Genomic DNA, 16,140 nt, shown 5'->3' with positions numbered 1-16,140 from the left:
GGTCGATGGCGTCAAGGGTGACCGCAATCGCCTGCGACTTTCAACACCCCACGCAACAGGCGCCCCTAGGCCAGGGTTCCCCAGACCTGCACCAGGCCCAGCAGGTGCACCAGCCCATACGCCAGGCAGATCGCCGAGCTGACCACGATGAAGCGCCTGCTACGCCCGGTGCCCGCCAGCGCCAGCGGCCCCAGCAGGCCACGCAGCAGATAGACCAGGGTGATCGCGCACAGCGCCGGGCGCAGCAGAGGCAAGGGTTCTATCACCCCGGCCGCGGACAGCGCATAGGCCGCCCATGCCGTGAGTACCAGGGCGATGCCTGCCGTGACCAGTGCCGGAAACCAGCGGCCGGCCTGGGCCGCCCGCACGAATCGGTCGCCCGCGCCGAACAGTCGATACCAGGAAGGCCCGACCATGATCACCCCGACGTGCATCAGCGCCGCCAGCAGGCTGAGCCCGGCCCCAACCAGCAGTGCCATGTTGTATTGATCTGTCATTTCTTCGCTCCTTGAAGACCGCCTCGGGTCAGTCCAGTGCTCCCAGCGCAGGAGCATAGCCCCCATGGCGCCCCAACGGCGAGCGCCATGGGGACTGCGTCAGCGGGTAGCCGCTTCGGCGCGGGTGCCGATGTCCATGACCTGATAACGCACATGACGCCCACTGACCGCCGCGGCCGCTTCCACCCCGCCAGTCATGGCGCCGAAGATGCCGTGCCCGGTACGGGTGGACGCTCCGCACAGATACAGGTTGCGGATTTCCGTCTTGGCCCCCGGCCGCTTGTTCAAGAAATACTCCGGGGTGAAGGCCAGGCCATAGGACGTCCCGCCTTCGGAGCCGATAAACCGCGTCACCGAAAACGGCGTCGAGACTTCCTGGTAGACAATGTGCTCCGAAATTCCCGGAATCACCCGCTCCGCCAGGGCTATCAACTGGCGGGCATACCACTCTTTTTTCTCCAGGTAGACAGGGTTGTTCCTGTAGCTGCCATCGTCCAGCTCGGCCTGGGTCACCCCCCAGCTCTGCGGCGTCGAGGGCACCGCCGACATCAGTTGCAGGTTATAGATGCCCGGCGGGGCGATGGCCGGGTTGTCCGGATCCTTCATGGTGGCGTTGCCGATGAACAGATGGGGCTCCTCGGGAAATACTCCGGCGAACACATCACGATAGGCCTTCTCGTAGTCACACCCCGGGTAGATGCGATAGTTGGTGTTTTTCAGGCCCATGGCCTTGAGGTCCATGTCGATGCCCAGATACACCACGCCCATGGCCGGGGACATCTCGAACTGTTCGGCGCGGCGCACGGTCTTGGGCTTGAGGTGCTGGCGACCGATCAAACCGAGCAGGGCCTGCTTGATATCGGCGTTGCAGATCACCGCGTCGGCCTTGACCACGCGCTTGCCCAAGTGCTTGTTGCTGAACTCGACCCCCACCGCGCGACCGTTCTCGATCAGGATGCGTTCGACCTTGGAGCGCAGGAGTATCTTGCCGCCCTTGCGCTCGACCACCGCGCCCAGCTTGTCGGAAAACAGCTGGCCACCGCCCGACGGGTAATAGGAACCCTGCAGGAAGTGATTGACCACCGCCGCATGGCCGGCCATGGTCGCGCGGCTCGGCGGCTGGTGATAGACCCCCAACTGCCCTGTCAGGATGGCCCGCAGGCGCTGGTTCTGCGTGCAGGTGTCAAGGAATTGCGCCACGGTCGAGTTGGCATGGCGCATCAGCATCCACGAGCGCGGCAGCACCCACAACGCCGTCAGCGGACGCGAATGGATGCCCATGAAATCCCAGACCTGCTGCAGCATCTTGAAGTAGCGATTGATGCCCGCCCGCTCTTCGGGAAAGGCCTCCAGCAGCTTCTCGCGAAAGCGCTCGTAGCCACGCGGCACCGCGAACTGGAAATCGGGAAAGCACAGGGTCTCGAAACCTTCCGGGTCCTGCTCGATGAACTTGATTTCACCGTCGTCGATGCCCGCGCCCCGCAGAATCCGCGGAATCAGGCCGTGCTTGCCGCAATCGCCGATGTAGTGCAGGCCGACGTCGAACTCATAGTCCTTGCCCTTGCGGTGAAACACCGTGGCGCAGCCGCCCATTTCATAGTGCATGTCCAGCACCAGCACCTGCTTGCCACGGTTGGCCAGGGTCGCGGCGGCTGTCAGGCCACCAATGCCGGCGCCCACCACTATCACGTCGAAGGTGTCGCTCTCGAGGGTCTTGAATCGGTCGAAGCTTTGCATGGGGTACTGTTCCAGTCGCGTATCAGGCATGAGCCAGGTGGTGGTCACGTGTCGGGTCGACCGCGTCGGCTTCGCGAACAAGGTGCGGCAGCTTGTTCGGCTTGCCGCTCCATTGCTCATGGTGCTCCAGGGGCGGAATCCGCTGCAGGATCACCGGCCAGTGCTGGACCAGCTCGGCATTGAGCTGGATGAAATGACGGTTACTGTCATCGAGCTGGTTCTCCGGCTGAATCGCCGCCTCCGGACACTCCGGCAGGCACAGGCCGCAGTCGACACACTCCTGGGGGTTGATCGCGATGAAGTTGGGGCCCAGGTGGAAGGCATCCGCGGGGCAGATATCGACGCAGCTGGTATGGCGACACTGAATGCAGTTGTCAGTCACTACGTAGGTCATGGTGAGTCTCGTGAAGGTCTGGTTTGACTGGGAAGCCGCCGCTCAGAAATAGCGGTCGACCAGCAAGCGCGCCGACAACATCGTTCCGATGAAGCCTGCGCCGGGGAATGTCCAGGCCCCTACCTGGTACAGCCCCTTGAGCGGGTATTTCTGCGGAAAGCGATTGAACAGGCCGGACTGCCGCGTGCTCTGCTCGAAGCCGTAGATCGCGCCTTGCGGGTTATGGGTGAACTTGGCCATGGTGCGTGGCGAACCCGCCTCGCACACCTCGATATGCCGGCGCAGGCCGGGAATCACCTGCTCGGCGTTGCCGATCAGCAGCTCGGTCAGTTCATGCTTCTTGCGCCGGTAGTCGAGCTTGTCCAGGGAATGCCACTCGTTGGGCCCCGTCAGGGTGAACAGGCCCAGGCTGGATTTGCCGGGCGGGACCATCGAGGCATCGACGTTGGAGAAGTAGTTGATCGACCAACTGGTGTTGTCAGCGTGCAGCTCGCCGGCCTGGATGTGCTCGAACTGTTCGCACTGGGTCTTGCGCGGGGCGAAGAAGTGGATGTACTCCTCGGGGCCCACGCCCAGTTCGCTCAGCGGGCAATCTAGCCCCAGGTAGACCTGGAAACCCGACACCGACAGCTTGAGCCGGCGCAATCGCGCGCGGTACTTGTCGCTGAAGTGCTCTTTGCCCGCCAGGGCCATGACCGCATGGGGCGAGATATTGGCCACGACATTGCGCGCCCGGACCTGGCCCGACTTGCGCGTCACCACCCCGCCGACCCGGCCGCGCTCGACCAGGATCTGGTTGACCGACGACTCCAGCTCGACCCGGCCGCCATGCTGCTCGATGACCTCGACCAGCGCGTTGGACAAGGCCTGCGATCCACCCTTGATCGAGTAGCCGCCGTTCTCCAGGTAGTCGATGAACGGGTAGGAGAAATAGCCGAACGCCAAGTCCTTGGCCGGCAGGCCGTAGTAACTCCATTGCGCTGACAGCACTTCCTTGAGGCGCTCGTTGGCAGTGAAGCGCGAGAAGTAGTGGTCCACTGTTTCGTGGCCATACTTGAGCACCCGCGGATACGCCATCGGCGTGGCCATCAGCCGCATCCAGAAAGGCTTGCGCGAATACAGGAAGCCGCACAGATCCTTGTAGTTGCGCTGCGACTCGGCGAACAGCCGGTTGATGTTGTCGACTTCCCCGGGAAAGAAGCGGAACAACTCGCGCTTGTAGCCTTCCAGGTCGCGGTGCCCGACCGTGAGGTCGATGTCCTCCGAGCGATAGCGGTACAGGGTCGGGTGATGCAGGAACTCGACCTTGTCGGCCACGCCGCAGGCCTCGATCACCTTGAACGACTCGGCGCCGCGGACCACCCCGTCGAACGAATGCAGCGACACATCGAAATTGAAATCCTTGCGGCGGAAGTTGCTGGCATAACCACCGGGGACATTGTGCTTTTCCACCACCAGGACCTTCTGGCCCCGTTGCGCCATGAGACTGGCGCTCGCAAGCGCGCCAAGGCCCGCACCGATGAAAACGGTATCGTATTCTTGCTTCATGACTTCTCCTGGCTCTGCGGCCAGATCGGGACAATCCATCAGGCCGTCAGGCCGCCATCGATGACGAAGGTCTGGCCAGTGATGTAGTCGGCCTGGGGCGACAGCAGGAAGCTGGCCAGGGCCGCCACTTCCCGCACGTCACCGAAGCGCTTGAGGGGAATGGTGTCGGTGATCGACTTGCGCACCGGCTCGGCGATCTGCTCGACCATCTCGGTGGCAATGAAGCCCGGGGCGATGGCATTGACGGTGATCTTGAAGCGCGCCAGCTCGAGCGCCATGGTCTTGGTGATGCCGATCATCGCCGCCTTGGTCGCCGAATAACCCAACTGGCCCTTGTTGCCCTTGAGCCCGCTGACCGAGGACATGTGCAAAATCTTGCCGCGCCGCTCACCCGCCATCGCCGGGGCCAGGCACTTGCTGAAGTACACCGCCGAGTCGAGGTTGGTCGCGACCACGTCGCGGTAACGCTCGATGTCGAAGTTGAACAGCAGTTGGTCGCCGGTCACGCCCATGTTGTTGATCAAACCGTAGGGCTCGCCCAGGGTCTCCACCAACTGCCCGCACACGGCCTCGACCGAAGCCGGGGCCCGCCCATCGCAGACATGCCCGAAGGCCTGGCCACCGCGGGCGGCCACCTCACGCTCCAGCTGCTGGGCCGCCTCGGCCGAGGACTGATAGGTGAACGCGACCTGATAGCCCTCCTGAGCCAGGGCCAGCACCAGCGCGCGCCCGATGCCACGACTGCCGCCACTGACCAGTACCCATTTCCCGTTTGAAGACTGCTGAACATCCATGATCTACATCCTTTAGCCTGATGATCCCTGCCGCCGTTAGGCCGGCACGGCGTTTTTCCGGGCTTCCGCTCGGGCGAAGAATTCAAAGATTTCCTCGAAATAGCGGTCCCGGTGTTTCTTGTGGTTTTCCAGGTGGCGGCAATCATCGAAACCGACCACATGCAACGCTTCGCAATCCAGGCTGAGCCCCGCCACGCTGGCATCCGGAATGAAGCGGTCGTTGCGCCCGTAGAAATAGGCGATCGGCAAATGACGCACGTCGCGCAGCGAGTGATCGATGGCGCAGGTACCCGTGGGGACCGCCAGCCGGCTGCCACTGATCCAGCGCATCGCCAGCCGCAGCGGCCCGCGCGTGAAGTAGCTGCGTACGGAAATCGGCACGCTGTCCAGTACCGCCGAGGTAAAGGGCGTGGCATCCCGCGCCAGGGCGTGGGACAGGTGATAGCCACCGAACGAACAGCCCACCAGGTGGATGGGCAGGCCGGGGTTGTCCCGCGTGACACGCCGGGCAATCGCCAGCACATCGTCGGCAAACGCGTGGCCGCCGATGGTGCTGCGGCCGAAACCTTTGAAGTTGAAGGCCACCACGTGATAGCCCTGGTCGAGAAAAGCCTGGTCCAGGTTGTTCTCGAAAAAGTAGTGCATGCCGTACTTGAGGAACGGATGACACAACAGCACCACGCCGCGAGGGCGCATGGCCGTGGTGCGCAGCGAAGCGCCCTCCAGCCGGCTGCCATCGCGCGCCGTCTCGACAAAGCCCGCCGCGTGGCTGGGCACCGCGCGCGTCCAGCCCTGCACCTGGCGGAACATCACCCGGATGAACAGCTTGGAAATGGCGATCCCCAGCCAGCCGGTCGCTTGCTCGTGCTTGCTCATGCCCGCCTCCATTGCCTGGCTTTCATCTCCGCATAGCCGAATGCGGCTTCATAACTGGGGCCCGCCACCCAGGCGCTGAGAAACTGCACGCCCTGTACCGGGAACCCGTGATGGAACACATGCCCCTTGAGGTCAGTCCCCACCATCGCGCCATACCCCGAGCCATCGGTGTTGTTGGTAAAGCGCACATAGGTGTGGGGCGTGGCGACCTCGGTGTGCAGCACATGCCCGCGCAACTGCGGCACCTGGCTCAGCAGGCGCTCCACCAGGACCTCGCCGGCCCGCTGCTTCTTGGCCCGGTACTGCGCGGTGCGGCGCTGGGGCCAATGGGCGATCGAGTCGAGCACGTTGATGCACACCACCAGCCCCGCCTTCGGGTCCAGGGCGTGATAGTTGGTGACTTCGATCGGCGACATTTCCCAGAAGGCCCGTTCACTGAGGGCGGCGTCATAACCACTGGCTTGCGCCGCCATGCGCAGTTCGGCGCCGGCCGCCGGGTCGCTGGCGAACAGCATCGACTCGCTGTGTTCCAGGCCCAGTTGCTCCGGCGGCAGGTCAGTCACCAGGTACACCGTGGTGGTCGAGCGGGCCGGCTTCAGCGCGCTGAGCTTCTCCCGGGTGGCATCCAGCTCCACGTCCGCCGCGAACAGGTGCTGCACCGCGTAGTGCGGCGAAGCGTTGATGTACACCTGCGACGAATGAAACACCCCACGGTTGGTGCTCACGCCCGTGGCATTACCCTGGCCGTCGGTGAGCACGCCATCGACCCGGGTGCTCAGCAGCACCTGCCCACCGGCCTGTTCGATACGCTGCGCCAGCAGGTTCGACAGCAGCTGTGAGGACCCCGCGACATAGGCGTTGCCGCGGTTCAGCGTGGCGTACACCACATGCAGGTAGTACAGGTAGCCCAGGTCCTCCGAGTAGCCCCCGACATAGATGCCCGGCGCCGCCAGGATCTCGATCAGGTAGGGATCGTCGAACAGCTCGTGCAGCGCCTGGCGCACGGTCTTGTGCTTCAGGTTGCGATGGGCGAAGCGCAATTGGGCCATGTCCGGCTCAAAGGTGCCGTCCAGCATCTGGAACTGGTAGTAACCGTTGCGCCCGTAGGTGCGCACATGCTCGAAAAAAGTCGCGATGGCCTCGACCTGATGGGGAAAGCGCTCGGCCAGCTGGCGCTGCGCCTCGTCCGCATCGTTGGCCAGTGGCAGCACGCTGCCGTCCCGGTAGGCGCAGAAGTAGTCTTGGGGATAGACCAGGTCCAATGCCTGCGTCAGCTCCAGGTCGCGCAGGATGCGGATCAGGTTGCCCCCCTCGGCCATGCCGCTGAGCTTGTGCAGGCTGCAGTCGAACACGGCGTCCTGCTTCGGCCGGCTGAAGGTGGAAGCGTAACCGCCGACGACAATATGCTTGTCGATCACCAGCAGGCGCACCCCGGGGTTGCGCTTCACCAGCATCGCCGCGCAGGCCAGGCTGGTGATCCCGGCACCGACGAAAATGGCGTCCCAGGACGGCTGGCTCATTGGCGCAGCCCCAGCTTGTCGACCCAGGCGTAGATCTCGACAAAGCGCTGGTCATTGAGCCGGGCATTGTGTTCCGAGCGCCAGACTTCCTCGATCTTCGCCTTGTCGTCCATCGCGATCGGAAACTCGAACGAGGTGTGCCGGGCGATTTCCGGGTTGTAGGTGAACATGTCGATCAACGCCGGAATGATCCGGCGGCTCATGGCCTTCACCTGGGCGATGGACTCCGGGCTGGCCGTTTCAAAGAACGACTCGCTGATCCAGCGGCCGAAGGCGATGTGCCGGGCCTCGTCATGGTGATGCTCGCGGAACATGGTCCGGGTCATGGGTTCGATGCCGGGGCCCTGGGACGTGTGCATTGCGCCCATCTCCGCGACCCACTCGATCAGCAGGGTGAACAGCACGCCCACCGCCGGCTCCATCTTCGGCAGCGTCTGGGTGAGCAACTCGTAGAGCCCCACCGGCGGGTTCCACAGTTGCAGGCCGGCCTTGGCCATGAAGCGCTTGAACGTCAGGGTATGCACGATCTCCTCCTTGGAGAAGATCATCAGGTACTCCTGCAGGTCCTGGGAGATGCGGTCATGGAACTGGGTGACGTAACCCATGTACAGCGGCGGAATGGTTTGCTCCAGCCAGATGAACATGGAGATGTCACGGCCGGTCTCAAGCCAGGCCAGCTCCAGCTTCTGCGCCTCGCTCAGGCCTTCGCAGAAACGCGTGCCGTTGATCCACAGATGGTCGGGGTCCTTCGGGTACAGGCTGCGATCGACATCCTGGTCCCAGGGCAGCACGGTCGCGTGGTCCATGGTCTTGTGATGCGAGACTTCGCTCAGCTTGCGGACCTTGGATTCTCTTGCTTCTGAAATGGCGAGCACACTATTGGTCAGCGTGGACATTCCCTTGCTCCTATGCGTAACAGTGGGCCTGCCCGGTCAGGCAGGTACGGCGGCCGATTCCTTGAGCTCGACCACGAACTCGCACAGCTGGCGCAGCGTGGCGATCTTGCGGCGGGCGAACGAATCGGGGTCCAGCGCCACGCCGATCTTCTTCTGCACCACGACCTGCATCTCGACGAAGTCCAGGCTGTCGAACTCCATCGACTCGATGTGGGTATCGAGGGTCACGGCATCTTCGTCGACATCCTTGAGCTCCAGGATGAGGTCGCGAACAACGGCGAATACATGCTCTACAGTGGTCATTGCATAACTCCTTGGGAGGTTGGGAGGGCCTTTATCATCAGCCCCAGGGTGATGGTCATTACGTGGCGATCGCTGACGAACACCCCGAGATCGAGGGTGCCCACGGCCTTGCCCGGGCTTTCGATCAGGTGAATGTTGTCGATCTCGCAGCGGATATCGGCCTGCAGTTCGCCCAGGGAACGCAGCGACGTGCAGAAGGTGATCTGGTGGCTGGTCTGCACGACCAGTAGATGCTCGGACAGGTCTTCGAGCCGATCCGGCCCTGGGCCGAATTGCGGCGACAGGCAATCGAAGATCACCCCCAGCCGATGGCGAAGGAAATGGGAAAAGATCAGGGCATCGAGCGCGACCCAGTCATCGAAGCCCCGGCCCAGGTCGCCCCGGAACCGGGCGAGCCAGGCCGTCACCTCCTCGCGCGCCAGCAGGAAGCCCGGGGTCGTGGAAGACCAGACCGGGGCCTCGACGGCGCGGACATGACCAATGACGTGCTCACTGCCGCCGTCGCTGGAATGCAGCTTGAACCCGGTACTGTCGCTGCGCTCGCGGGTCGACAGGGCGACGGTGCTGTCGCGCAGCACTGGCGCCTTGAGCAGCGCCTTGAACTGCATCCAGTCCTGGGGCAGCCCCTGCACCACCTGGCCCATGCGGTGCTTGACCGGCAGCAGCGCCAGCATGCCGTGCACCACCACATCGGCGGCGTCCATGCGGCGAGCGGCCTCAAGATCGAAATGAATCGGGTTGCGATCGCCGGAGAGACCGGCCCAAGTCTCGATCTGCTCGGCTCCGAATTGCAGCTGCATGATCAGACCACCTTGCGCAGCATGATGCCGGCGTTGGCACCGCCGAAGCCGAAGCTCAGGTTCAGTACGTTCGTCAGGGACTGCCCATGCAGATGCTGGTTGGGCACGTAGTTGAGGTCGCATTCAGGGTCGGCCTCATCCATGTGGAGGGTCGCCGGGACCGTGCCGCGATCCATGGCCTTGAGGCAGAAGATCGCCTCCATGGACCCGGCGGCGCCGATGAGGTGACCGGTGTAGGACTTGGTGCTGGACATCGGGATGCCATAGGCGGCGTCCCCCAGAGCCAGCTTGATCGAGCGGGTTTCGTTGACATCGTTGAGCGGAGTCGAAGTGCCGTGCAGGTTGACGTAGTCGATCTGCGCCGCTTCCACGCAGGCCTGGCGGCAGACATCGTTGATCACCCGTACCCGGGCCTGCATGTCTTCGGCGGGGGCCGTCATGTCGTAGGCGTCCGAATAGTTGGCGTAGCCGGTGATCTCGCCAAGAATCTTCGCGCCCCGCGCCCGGGCCAGCTCATAGTCTTCCAGGCACAGCACCGCCGCGCCCTCGGAGAGTACAAAGCCGCTGCGGCCCTTGCTGAACGGGCAGCACGCCAGGCGCGGGTTTTCCTGTTCCTTGGTCAGGGCCTGGATGACATCCACCGACCAGACGTTGAACTGCTCCTTCAGCGATTCACTGCCTCCGGCGATCATCACCCTGGCGCGGCCGCTGCGGATGGCTTCATAAGCCTCGCCAATGGCGATGGTGCCAGTGGCGCAAGCCGCCACCGGGCTGTTCTGGATACCGCGCATGTTCCAGTTCATGGTGATGCCGGCAGTGGCGGCATTGCACATCGACATGACGGTGGCGAACGACGTGGAAATGCCCTGCTCGCGGTATTCGTTGTTGTTGCAGTTGGCGGTGTCGAGCCCACCCCAGCCGGTACCCAGGATCACCCCGCGCTCGAAGGGCGAGACGATGTCGTCCAGGGGCGTGTCGCCGAACGCCATGTGAATCGCCTCGTGGGTGGCCACCAGGCTGTACTTGGCGAACAACGGCAACATCTTGGAGATCTTTTTCGAAAACGGCCGCATCGCTTCACGACCGAAGTCGTCAATGAAGCCGAAGTAACGTGCATGGATGCTCGGATCATCGAAGCGGTGCTGACGGTAGCCGACCTGATAATCCATCATTGCGTCCCAGATGGCATTGACATTCTGGCCGAGCGAGCAAATGGCGCCATAACCGGTTACAACCACCCGGCGCGATTCTGAAGAAGCGGGCTTTTCCATGATCTTCCCTGTTTCGATGTCTTGGCTGGAGATGCCACGCAGCCTGAAGAAGCCTGTTCCAGAGGCCCGCACTGTCAGTGGCATGTTCGGCGATAGCGCAAGTGGAGGTACTCGCAAGTACTGGCCATGACGTCTATTTGAAACTCATTCAACATTGAAGAGTGCATCGCGACGACGTCGGATAGGCCTTAACCACCGGCGGGGATAAGTTGTCGTAATTGCCCGGGGCCGACAACTGTATCTAGGTACAGATCAACGCAGACTTAAAAAACTCAAACAATCACAATGGCAACTACACCTAAGTACAGGTCGCCGCAGAGCACAGATTGATAAACTAACAAAAGTCATTCGATTGACTTTTTTCGCGCGCGGATTCTCATCCAGCGCAGCCCACTACTTAGTACTTAAGTACCACTTCTCACGGAAGAGTCTTAGCCATATGAAATCTATCGAATTTCACGCACTGGCCTATAGTGCGACACCCCATGCCTGGGTTTCGGACTTGTATGGCTTGCGCAAAGAAGTATTCGCCGATCGTTTAAATTGGAAAGTTAATATAAACAACGGCATTGAATTCGATGAATATGACAACGAACGGACCACCTACCTGATCGGCACCTGGGACAATATCCCGCTGGCCGGCCTGCGCCTGATCAATACCCTGGACCCCTATATGGTCGAAGGCCCCTTCCGGGACTTCTTCCGCTGCCAACCGCCCAAGCAGGCGCTGATGGCCGAATCCAGCCGCTTCTTCGTCGACAAGACCCGCTCGCGCCAACTTGGCCTGGCCTGCGCGCCGCTGACCGAAATGCTGCTGTTGTGCATGCACAACCATGCCGCCAGCAGCGGCCTGGAATCGATCATCACGGTGGTCAGCGCCGCCATGGGGCGGATCGTGCGCAATGCCGGCTGGCACTACGAGGTGCTGGATAGCGGCGAAGCCTCGCCCGGGGAACGGGTGCTCTTGCTGAACATGCCGGTAAACGAGCTCAACCGTCAGCAACTGCTGGCCGGCATCGCTCGCAAACACCCGCTCTCACCCCGCCAGGCCAGCCAGTGGCCGCACCGCCTGCAGCCACTCGACGAACCCCGGCGGGTCAGCGCCTGATCAGAGAATGCCCTGGCGCTGCGCCTCGTAGACCGCCTGCTTGGCATTGCAGACCTGCAGCTTCTCGGAAATGTTGGACATGTGAAATTTCACGGTACGCTCGGAAATCGCGCACATCAGCGCGATTTCCCGGTAGACCTTGCCCATCATCACCAGCTTGAGCACCCCCAGCTCCCTGGCCGAAAGCGGGCCGTTCTGCGACTCGGGAAACAGCTCATCCACCGTCCGCAGGCTCAACAGCCGCCCATGAAAGCTGATCAACGCCATCTGGATCTGCCCCTGCTGGTCAGCCATGCGACGCTCGAAATCGGCTTGCTGGCCACCATCGCAAAGGCTCAGGGCACTGAACATGCCCCCGGCGTCATGCAGGGTAAAGGTTGCGCCGAAACAGATCCGGTACTGGCTGGAACGGCGAAACAGCTCCTGTGCCTTGTTGTTGCCACACGCCTGGAGCGCATCGTTCCAGGAAAAGGGCGCACAACTTTTAAGGCCGTGATGAATGATCGGATCGATCAAATGATAGTTGGCATTCTTATAGGCCTTGAGCCAGCGCGAGGGATAGTTCGAAATAATAAGCGGGGTTACTTCCCTGTTTTTAGGTGCGGCAAAGTAGGCATAACTTAATCCCTGCACGTCACCAAGCAGCTTTTCAATTTCCAATTGTAAACAGACGTTTGATTGACTTTCGTCGGAGGCGACAAAGCCTGAGTATTTGAGTCGACTATCCATGTCATAGGCTCGTTGTCTTTTAGAATTACTTTGCCATCACAACGACGGCGAAGATAATGCAAGATTTTTATTATATCCAATCAGGTAATAATGGCGCGCACGCCCCCATTAGTTAACGAGATATTCCGGCAAAATATCTTCAAGCATGATCGAAAGGAAATCAAGTGAACGCTTCGTGCGGCTTTAGTTGTACTTGCGAAGAAGTATACAGAGCTGTTTGTGATGTTTTTTTGACGACTGAAATAAAGCCGCTCGTTATTTATTCGCGGCAACGTCGCACAAATATCCAGGCAACCGCTCTGCCACAGTCGTTACAGGCAATGAACCTGGCCTTGGCCGGAACCTTGCCGGTCACGTTTTGCGAAGCCGCTCCTGGCGGCAGGAGGCCTGCACCCGGCTAGAACGCCAACTGGAACGTCTGCTCGCCTTCGAGCGCCAGCAGGTACTGCTTGGCCTGCAACCCACCGGCAAAGCCGGTAAGGCTGCCAGAAGCACCGATCACCCGATGACAGGGAGCAATGATCGAGATCGGATTGCGGCCGTTGGCCGCCCCGACCGCGCGCACGGCCTTGGGGCTGCCGACCTGCACGGCAATCTCGCTGTAGCTGCGGGTTTCGCCGAAGGGAATGGTCAACAGCGCCTGCCAGACCTTGCACTGGAACTCGGTGCCGACAAAATCCAGCTCGATCTCGAAACGCTCGCGCGTACCGGCAAAGTACTCGCGTAGCTGCCGCTCGGTCTCCAGCAGCACGGGATGATCCGCCGCTTCCTGCAGCGGGCCGAGACGTACCCGGTTCTGCCGTTCGTGCTCCCAGAGAATTGCCGCCAGCTTGGCTCCCCGGGCAACCAGGGTCAGTTGGCCCACCGGGGATGGCATTGTCTTGAATACGCAGGACATCTCAGCTCTCCTTGATTGCATCAAAGGCATCCGGCTGAAACCCCGGGAGGGCGCCGCCTTCATCTCAGTACGCCCGTACTGTAGAACGAAATTCCAGCGCTAAAACCTCGTTTCTTGCGCTGGAACTCCACGGCGGATCATTCTGCGGGCTACCTGATCGCCAGGCTAGTCATCCTCATCCACCAGGTAGCAATTGTCACTGCTGCTACGCCGGCCATGGGGATCGACGATAAAGGCCCCACGTCCTTGCCCGCACTCCAGCAGGAGCACGGGCGACAGCTCACGCTGCCGGTCGATCTGCGCATTGAAACGTACGATGTAGGCACCCAGGGAGATCGATACACACAGAATCAGCATCAGACACAGCACCAACTGATCGGTGTAGTTGGCATTGCTATCGTCAGGCTGTACTCGCGACATGGTCGGCCTCCACCCGTTCCAGGTTGTGTCCCATCAGGAACCAGCTCAAGGGGCCGCCATCGCCGAAACGCGCCATGGGAGCCCTGGACGGCAGGACGCAGGCCATCAGGCCAAGGAGAATCACCAACAGCAGGATGCCTTTGACCACTGAAGACAGGTTCATGGCTGTGCCGCGCTCTGCAGTTAAGAAGAGCACAAGCTTAGACAGAACTGGGTTAACAGCAGGTAAACATCGACGGAACAGCAGCGGCTTCCGCTATCCTTCGGCCCATCAAGTGCCAAGGGTCCAAGGGGACGTTTCCGTGCATATTCACCTGCTGCTGGTCGAGGACAACCTTGATCTGGCCAACACCGTCATTGAGTACCTGGAAATCGGCGGCATCGTCTGCGACCACGCCAGCAATGGCCAGACCGGCCTCAACCTGGCTCTGAACCAGCACTACGACGTGATACTCCTGGACATCATGCTGCCGCGGCTGGACGGCCAGCAGTTGTGCGAACAGTTGCGCCAGCACGGCAGCCAGACGCCGATTCTCATGCTCACCTCTCTGGACGCCCTGTCGGACAAACTCGCCAGCTTTGCCGCCGGTGCCGACGACTACCTGGTCAAACCCTTCGAACTGGCCGAACTGGTCGCCCGGATCCGCGCCCTGAGCATGCGCCGCAGCGGCCAGACCAGCCGCCTGCAGGTGGCCGACCTGGTGATGGAGCTGTCCACCCACAAGGTCAGCCGCGCCGGCCAGGAGCTGCACCTGTCGCCCATTTGCTGGACCTTGCTGGAATGCCTGATGCGCGCCAGCCCCGAGCCAGTCCCCCGGGAGCGGCTAGAGGCGTCGATCTGGGGCGATGAACCACCGGACAGCGACACCCTCAAAGTGCATATGCACCGGCTGCGCAAGACCGTGGACAAATCCTTCGGCCAGCCGCTGATCCACACCCTTCCTGGTATCGGCATACAGCTGAGGTCACATGCGTAATGTCCTGAGCCTGAAATGGGTGATCAGCGGCAGCTTCCTGCTGCTGATCGGCGTGGTGCTGCTGATCTACAGCCTGCTGCTGCCGGAATACAGCGTCCGCGGCCTGCTCTATACGGCCAGCGCGATGATGGAGGAAGAGGCTCAGTACTTCGCCAGGCACTACAACAAGGACCCCACGACCCCGCCTCCGCACAACTACTTCTATACCAGCGTGATTGGCAAGGAAGCGTTGCCCGACAAGGTCCGCCAATTGCTGGACACGCCACCGAGCCTGTCCTTCGGCGCGGTCCAGGTCTTCGGCGACCTGGATTCCGATGACGACGATGAAGGCCGGGCGATCCTTGCCCAGCCGTTGGCGGACGGCAAGACCCTGTACATGTACGACGTCGACCATGACCAGGAGGAAGGTGGTGAAGTCGAGACACCACTGTCTGACGCCTACCTCGACCGAGAGCTGCACGGGGTCATGTTCATCAGCCTGGCGGTATTCATACCGGCGCTGATCATCATTGCCCTGCTGGTCTGGTGGCTGGTCCGCCCCCTGGGGCGCCTGGCCCAATGGTCCAGCACCCTCAAGGACCCGGACGCAGTGTCCGGCGAACGGCCCAATTTCAGTTTCAAGGAGTTCAACATGCTGGCCGACGCCCTGGCCCGGAGCATGCAACAGGTGCAGGCTGCCAGCCTGCGCGAAGGTCGGCTGCTGCGCTACACCAGTCATGAACTGCGCACCCCGCTGGCGGTGCTCAAGGCCAATATCGAACTGCTGACCCTGCAATCCGGCGGTGCCCTGCCGCCGCCCCTGCAGCGTATCGAGCGCTCGGTATTGAACATGCAGTGCATTGCCGAAACCCTGCTCTGGATGAGCCGGGAACTGCCCGAAGCCTTGCCTGAAGAAGCCATCGACATGAGCGGGCTGGTCAACGAACTGATCCAGGAACACCGCTACCTGATCGGCAAGCGCGATATCGAACTGATACTGGATATCAGCAATACCCCCTGCCGCCTGCCCCTGACCGCCTGCCGGATCGTGGTCGGCAACTTCCTGCGCAATGCCCTGCAATATGCTGAAGAAGGCAGCGTCGAGATCCACTTCGAGCACCCGCGCCTGCGCATCCTCAACCGCATTCGCAACACCGAGCAGGTCGAGCCCTCCAGCGACTTCGGCTATGGCCTGGGCCTGGAACTGATGCGTCAGTTGTGCGCCCGGCTGGGCTGGCGTATCGACGTCCTGATGGAAGAACAACGCTACAGCGTAACCCTGGACTTTGAAGCCGCCCCCGATAGCCCGGCCTCGGCGGACGCCGAAGCGCACACCTGAGCCCCGCAAACACGCAACGCCAAGCGAGGAAATATGTACTCGCAAGCGATGAAA

Annotated in this window: 18 protein-coding genes; 3 read left to right on the top strand and 15 right to left on the bottom strand. The window is 61.8% G+C overall.

Annotation, left to right across the window (positions count from 1 at the left end; translation table 11 throughout):
• Nucleotides 1-65 precede the first annotated feature (65 nt).
• The 11 genes from LXM55_RS26590 to LXM55_RS26540 all read right to left on the bottom strand — a co-directional run bounded on the left by LXM55_RS26590 (nt 66) and on the right by LXM55_RS26540 (nt 10,636).
• On the bottom strand, nt 66-497 hold the full coding sequence (locus LXM55_RS26590) for a hypothetical protein (protein ID WP_233323130.1): 432 nt from the start codon (nt 495-497) through the stop codon (nt 66-68).
• A gap of 99 nt (nt 498-596) precedes the next feature.
• Nucleotides 597-2,234, bottom strand: coding sequence for a phytoene desaturase family protein (locus tag LXM55_RS26585; protein WP_233323129.1), 1,638 nt, complete (start codon nt 2,232-2,234; stop codon nt 597-599).
• A gap of 22 nt (nt 2,235-2,256) precedes the next feature.
• Nucleotides 2,257-2,628 (bottom strand): ferredoxin FdxA, encoded by a 372-nt coding sequence (gene fdxA / locus LXM55_RS26580; RefSeq protein ID WP_233323128.1) that lies wholly within the window; start codon nt 2,626-2,628, stop codon nt 2,257-2,259.
• A gap of 42 nt (nt 2,629-2,670) precedes the next feature.
• Entirely contained in the window at nt 2,671-4,176 is a 1,506-nt protein-coding gene (locus LXM55_RS26575; protein ID WP_233323127.1) for a phytoene desaturase family protein, read from the bottom strand.
• 38 nt (nt 4,177-4,214) lie between these two features.
• Entirely contained in the window at nt 4,215-4,970 is a 756-nt protein-coding gene (locus LXM55_RS26570) for an SDR family NAD(P)-dependent oxidoreductase (RefSeq protein WP_233323126.1), read from the bottom strand.
• A 36-nt stretch (nt 4,971-5,006) separates the two neighbouring features.
• Nucleotides 5,007-5,846, bottom strand: coding sequence for an alpha/beta hydrolase (locus tag LXM55_RS26565; RefSeq protein WP_233323125.1), 840 nt, complete (start codon nt 5,844-5,846; stop codon nt 5,007-5,009).
• A complete protein-coding gene (locus tag LXM55_RS26560; protein WP_233323124.1) occupies nt 5,843-7,366 on the bottom strand; it encodes a phytoene desaturase family protein in 1,524 nt (507 codons plus the stop codon). Before LXM55_RS26560 ends, LXM55_RS26565 begins: the two co-directional genes overlap by 4 nt.
• Entirely contained in the window at nt 7,363-8,262 is a 900-nt protein-coding gene (locus tag LXM55_RS26555) for a diiron oxygenase (RefSeq protein WP_233323123.1), read from the bottom strand. Before LXM55_RS26555 ends, LXM55_RS26560 begins: the two co-directional genes overlap by 4 nt.
• 36 nt (nt 8,263-8,298) lie before the next feature.
• Complete coding sequence (locus LXM55_RS26550) at nt 8,299-8,565, bottom strand: acyl carrier protein (protein ID WP_233323122.1); 267 nt, start codon at nt 8,563-8,565, stop codon at nt 8,299-8,301.
• Complete coding sequence (locus LXM55_RS26545) at nt 8,562-9,365, bottom strand: MaoC/PaaZ C-terminal domain-containing protein (protein WP_233323121.1); 804 nt, start codon at nt 9,363-9,365, stop codon at nt 8,562-8,564. Before LXM55_RS26545 ends, LXM55_RS26550 begins: the two co-directional genes overlap by 4 nt.
• 2 nt (nt 9,366-9,367) lie before the next feature.
• The gene (locus LXM55_RS26540) at nt 9,368-10,636 is read right to left on the bottom strand and encodes a beta-ketoacyl-[acyl-carrier-protein] synthase family protein (protein ID WP_233323120.1); all 1,269 of its coding nucleotides are present in this window, start codon (nt 10,634-10,636) and stop codon (nt 9,368-9,370) included.
• Nucleotides 10,637-11,075: 439 nt separating this feature from the next.
• On the opposite strand from LXM55_RS26540, the gene LXM55_RS26535 reads away from it, so the two are divergent.
• Nucleotides 11,076-11,744: an acyl-homoserine-lactone synthase gene (locus LXM55_RS26535; protein ID WP_233323119.1), complete on the top strand. Its 669-nt coding sequence runs from the start codon at nt 11,076-11,078 to the stop codon at nt 11,742-11,744.
• Here LXM55_RS26535 and LXM55_RS26530 read toward each other — a convergent pair whose 3' ends face one another.
• From LXM55_RS26530 to LXM55_RS26515, 4 genes are all read right to left on the bottom strand, one after another.
• Nucleotides 11,745-12,473 (bottom strand): helix-turn-helix transcriptional regulator, encoded by a 729-nt coding sequence (locus LXM55_RS26530; RefSeq protein WP_233323118.1) that lies wholly within the window; start codon nt 12,471-12,473, stop codon nt 11,745-11,747.
• A gap of 397 nt (nt 12,474-12,870) precedes the next feature.
• On the bottom strand, nt 12,871-13,371 hold the full coding sequence (locus LXM55_RS26525) for a methylated-DNA--[protein]-cysteine S-methyltransferase (RefSeq protein WP_233323117.1): 501 nt from the start codon (nt 13,369-13,371) through the stop codon (nt 12,871-12,873).
• Between the two features lie 165 nt (nt 13,372-13,536).
• On the bottom strand, nt 13,537-13,791 hold the full coding sequence (locus LXM55_RS26520; RefSeq protein WP_233323116.1) for a hypothetical protein: 255 nt from the start codon (nt 13,789-13,791) through the stop codon (nt 13,537-13,539).
• The gene (locus LXM55_RS26515) at nt 13,772-13,954 is read right to left on the bottom strand and encodes a hypothetical protein (RefSeq protein WP_233323115.1); all 183 of its coding nucleotides are present in this window, start codon (nt 13,952-13,954) and stop codon (nt 13,772-13,774) included. The genes LXM55_RS26520 and LXM55_RS26515 overlap by 20 nt, the downstream gene beginning before the upstream one ends.
• Nucleotides 13,955-14,093: 139 nt before the next feature.
• Between LXM55_RS26515 and LXM55_RS26510 the strand changes: the two genes are divergently transcribed.
• On the top strand, nt 14,094-14,768 hold the full coding sequence (locus LXM55_RS26510; protein ID WP_233323114.1) for a response regulator transcription factor: 675 nt from the start codon (nt 14,094-14,096) through the stop codon (nt 14,766-14,768).
• The gene (locus LXM55_RS26505; protein ID WP_233323113.1) at nt 14,761-16,086 is read left to right on the top strand and encodes a sensor histidine kinase; all 1,326 of its coding nucleotides are present in this window, start codon (nt 14,761-14,763) and stop codon (nt 16,084-16,086) included. Before LXM55_RS26510 ends, LXM55_RS26505 begins: the two co-directional genes overlap by 8 nt.
• Nucleotides 16,087-16,140 lie beyond the last annotated feature (54 nt).

Source organism: Pseudomonas sp. Au-Pse12 (genome assembly GCF_021341665.1).
GTDB lineage: Bacteria > Pseudomonadota > Gammaproteobacteria > Pseudomonadales > Pseudomonadaceae > Aquipseudomonas.
Note: the sequence above shows the minus strand (reverse complement) of the source record. Positions and strands in the feature narration are given on the sequence as shown.

Coding starts and splice junctions, on each gene's coding strand:
- LXM55_RS26590 (WP_233323130.1), bottom strand. CDS start 497: ATGACAGATCAATACAACATGGCACTGCTGGTTGGGGCCGGGCTCAGC.
- LXM55_RS26585 (WP_233323129.1), bottom strand. CDS start 2,234: ATGCAAAGCTTCGACCGATTCAAGACCCTCGAGAGCGACACCTTCGAC.
- fdxA (WP_233323128.1), bottom strand. CDS start 2,628: ATGACCTACGTAGTGACTGACAACTGCATTCAGTGTCGCCATACCAGC.
- LXM55_RS26575 (WP_233323127.1), bottom strand. CDS start 4,176: ATGAAGCAAGAATACGATACCGTTTTCATCGGTGCGGGCCTTGGCGCG.
- LXM55_RS26570 (WP_233323126.1), bottom strand. CDS start 4,970: ATGGATGTTCAGCAGTCTTCAAACGGGAAATGGGTACTGGTCAGTGGC.
- LXM55_RS26565 (WP_233323125.1), bottom strand. CDS start 5,846: ATGAGCAAGCACGAGCAAGCGACCGGCTGGCTGGGGATCGCCATTTCC.
- LXM55_RS26560 (WP_233323124.1), bottom strand. CDS start 7,366: ATGAGCCAGCCGTCCTGGGACGCCATTTTCGTCGGTGCCGGGATCACC.
- LXM55_RS26555 (WP_233323123.1), bottom strand. CDS start 8,262: ATGTCCACGCTGACCAATAGTGTGCTCGCCATTTCAGAAGCAAGAGAA.
- LXM55_RS26550 (WP_233323122.1), bottom strand. CDS start 8,565: ATGACCACTGTAGAGCATGTATTCGCCGTTGTTCGCGACCTCATCCTG.
- LXM55_RS26545 (WP_233323121.1), bottom strand. CDS start 9,365: ATGCAGCTGCAATTCGGAGCCGAGCAGATCGAGACTTGGGCCGGTCTC.
- LXM55_RS26540 (WP_233323120.1), bottom strand. CDS start 10,636: ATGGAAAAGCCCGCTTCTTCAGAATCGCGCCGGGTGGTTGTAACCGGT.
- LXM55_RS26535 (WP_233323119.1), top strand. CDS start 11,076: ATGAAATCTATCGAATTTCACGCACTGGCCTATAGTGCGACACCCCAT.
- LXM55_RS26530 (WP_233323118.1), bottom strand. CDS start 12,473: ATGGATAGTCGACTCAAATACTCAGGCTTTGTCGCCTCCGACGAAAGT.
- LXM55_RS26525 (WP_233323117.1), bottom strand. CDS start 13,371: ATGTCCTGCGTATTCAAGACAATGCCATCCCCGGTGGGCCAACTGACC.
- LXM55_RS26520 (WP_233323116.1), bottom strand. CDS start 13,791: ATGTCGCGAGTACAGCCTGACGATAGCAATGCCAACTACACCGATCAG.
- LXM55_RS26515 (WP_233323115.1), bottom strand. CDS start 13,954: ATGAACCTGTCTTCAGTGGTCAAAGGCATCCTGCTGTTGGTGATTCTC.
- LXM55_RS26505 (WP_233323113.1), top strand. CDS start 14,761: ATGCGTAATGTCCTGAGCCTGAAATGGGTGATCAGCGGCAGCTTCCTG.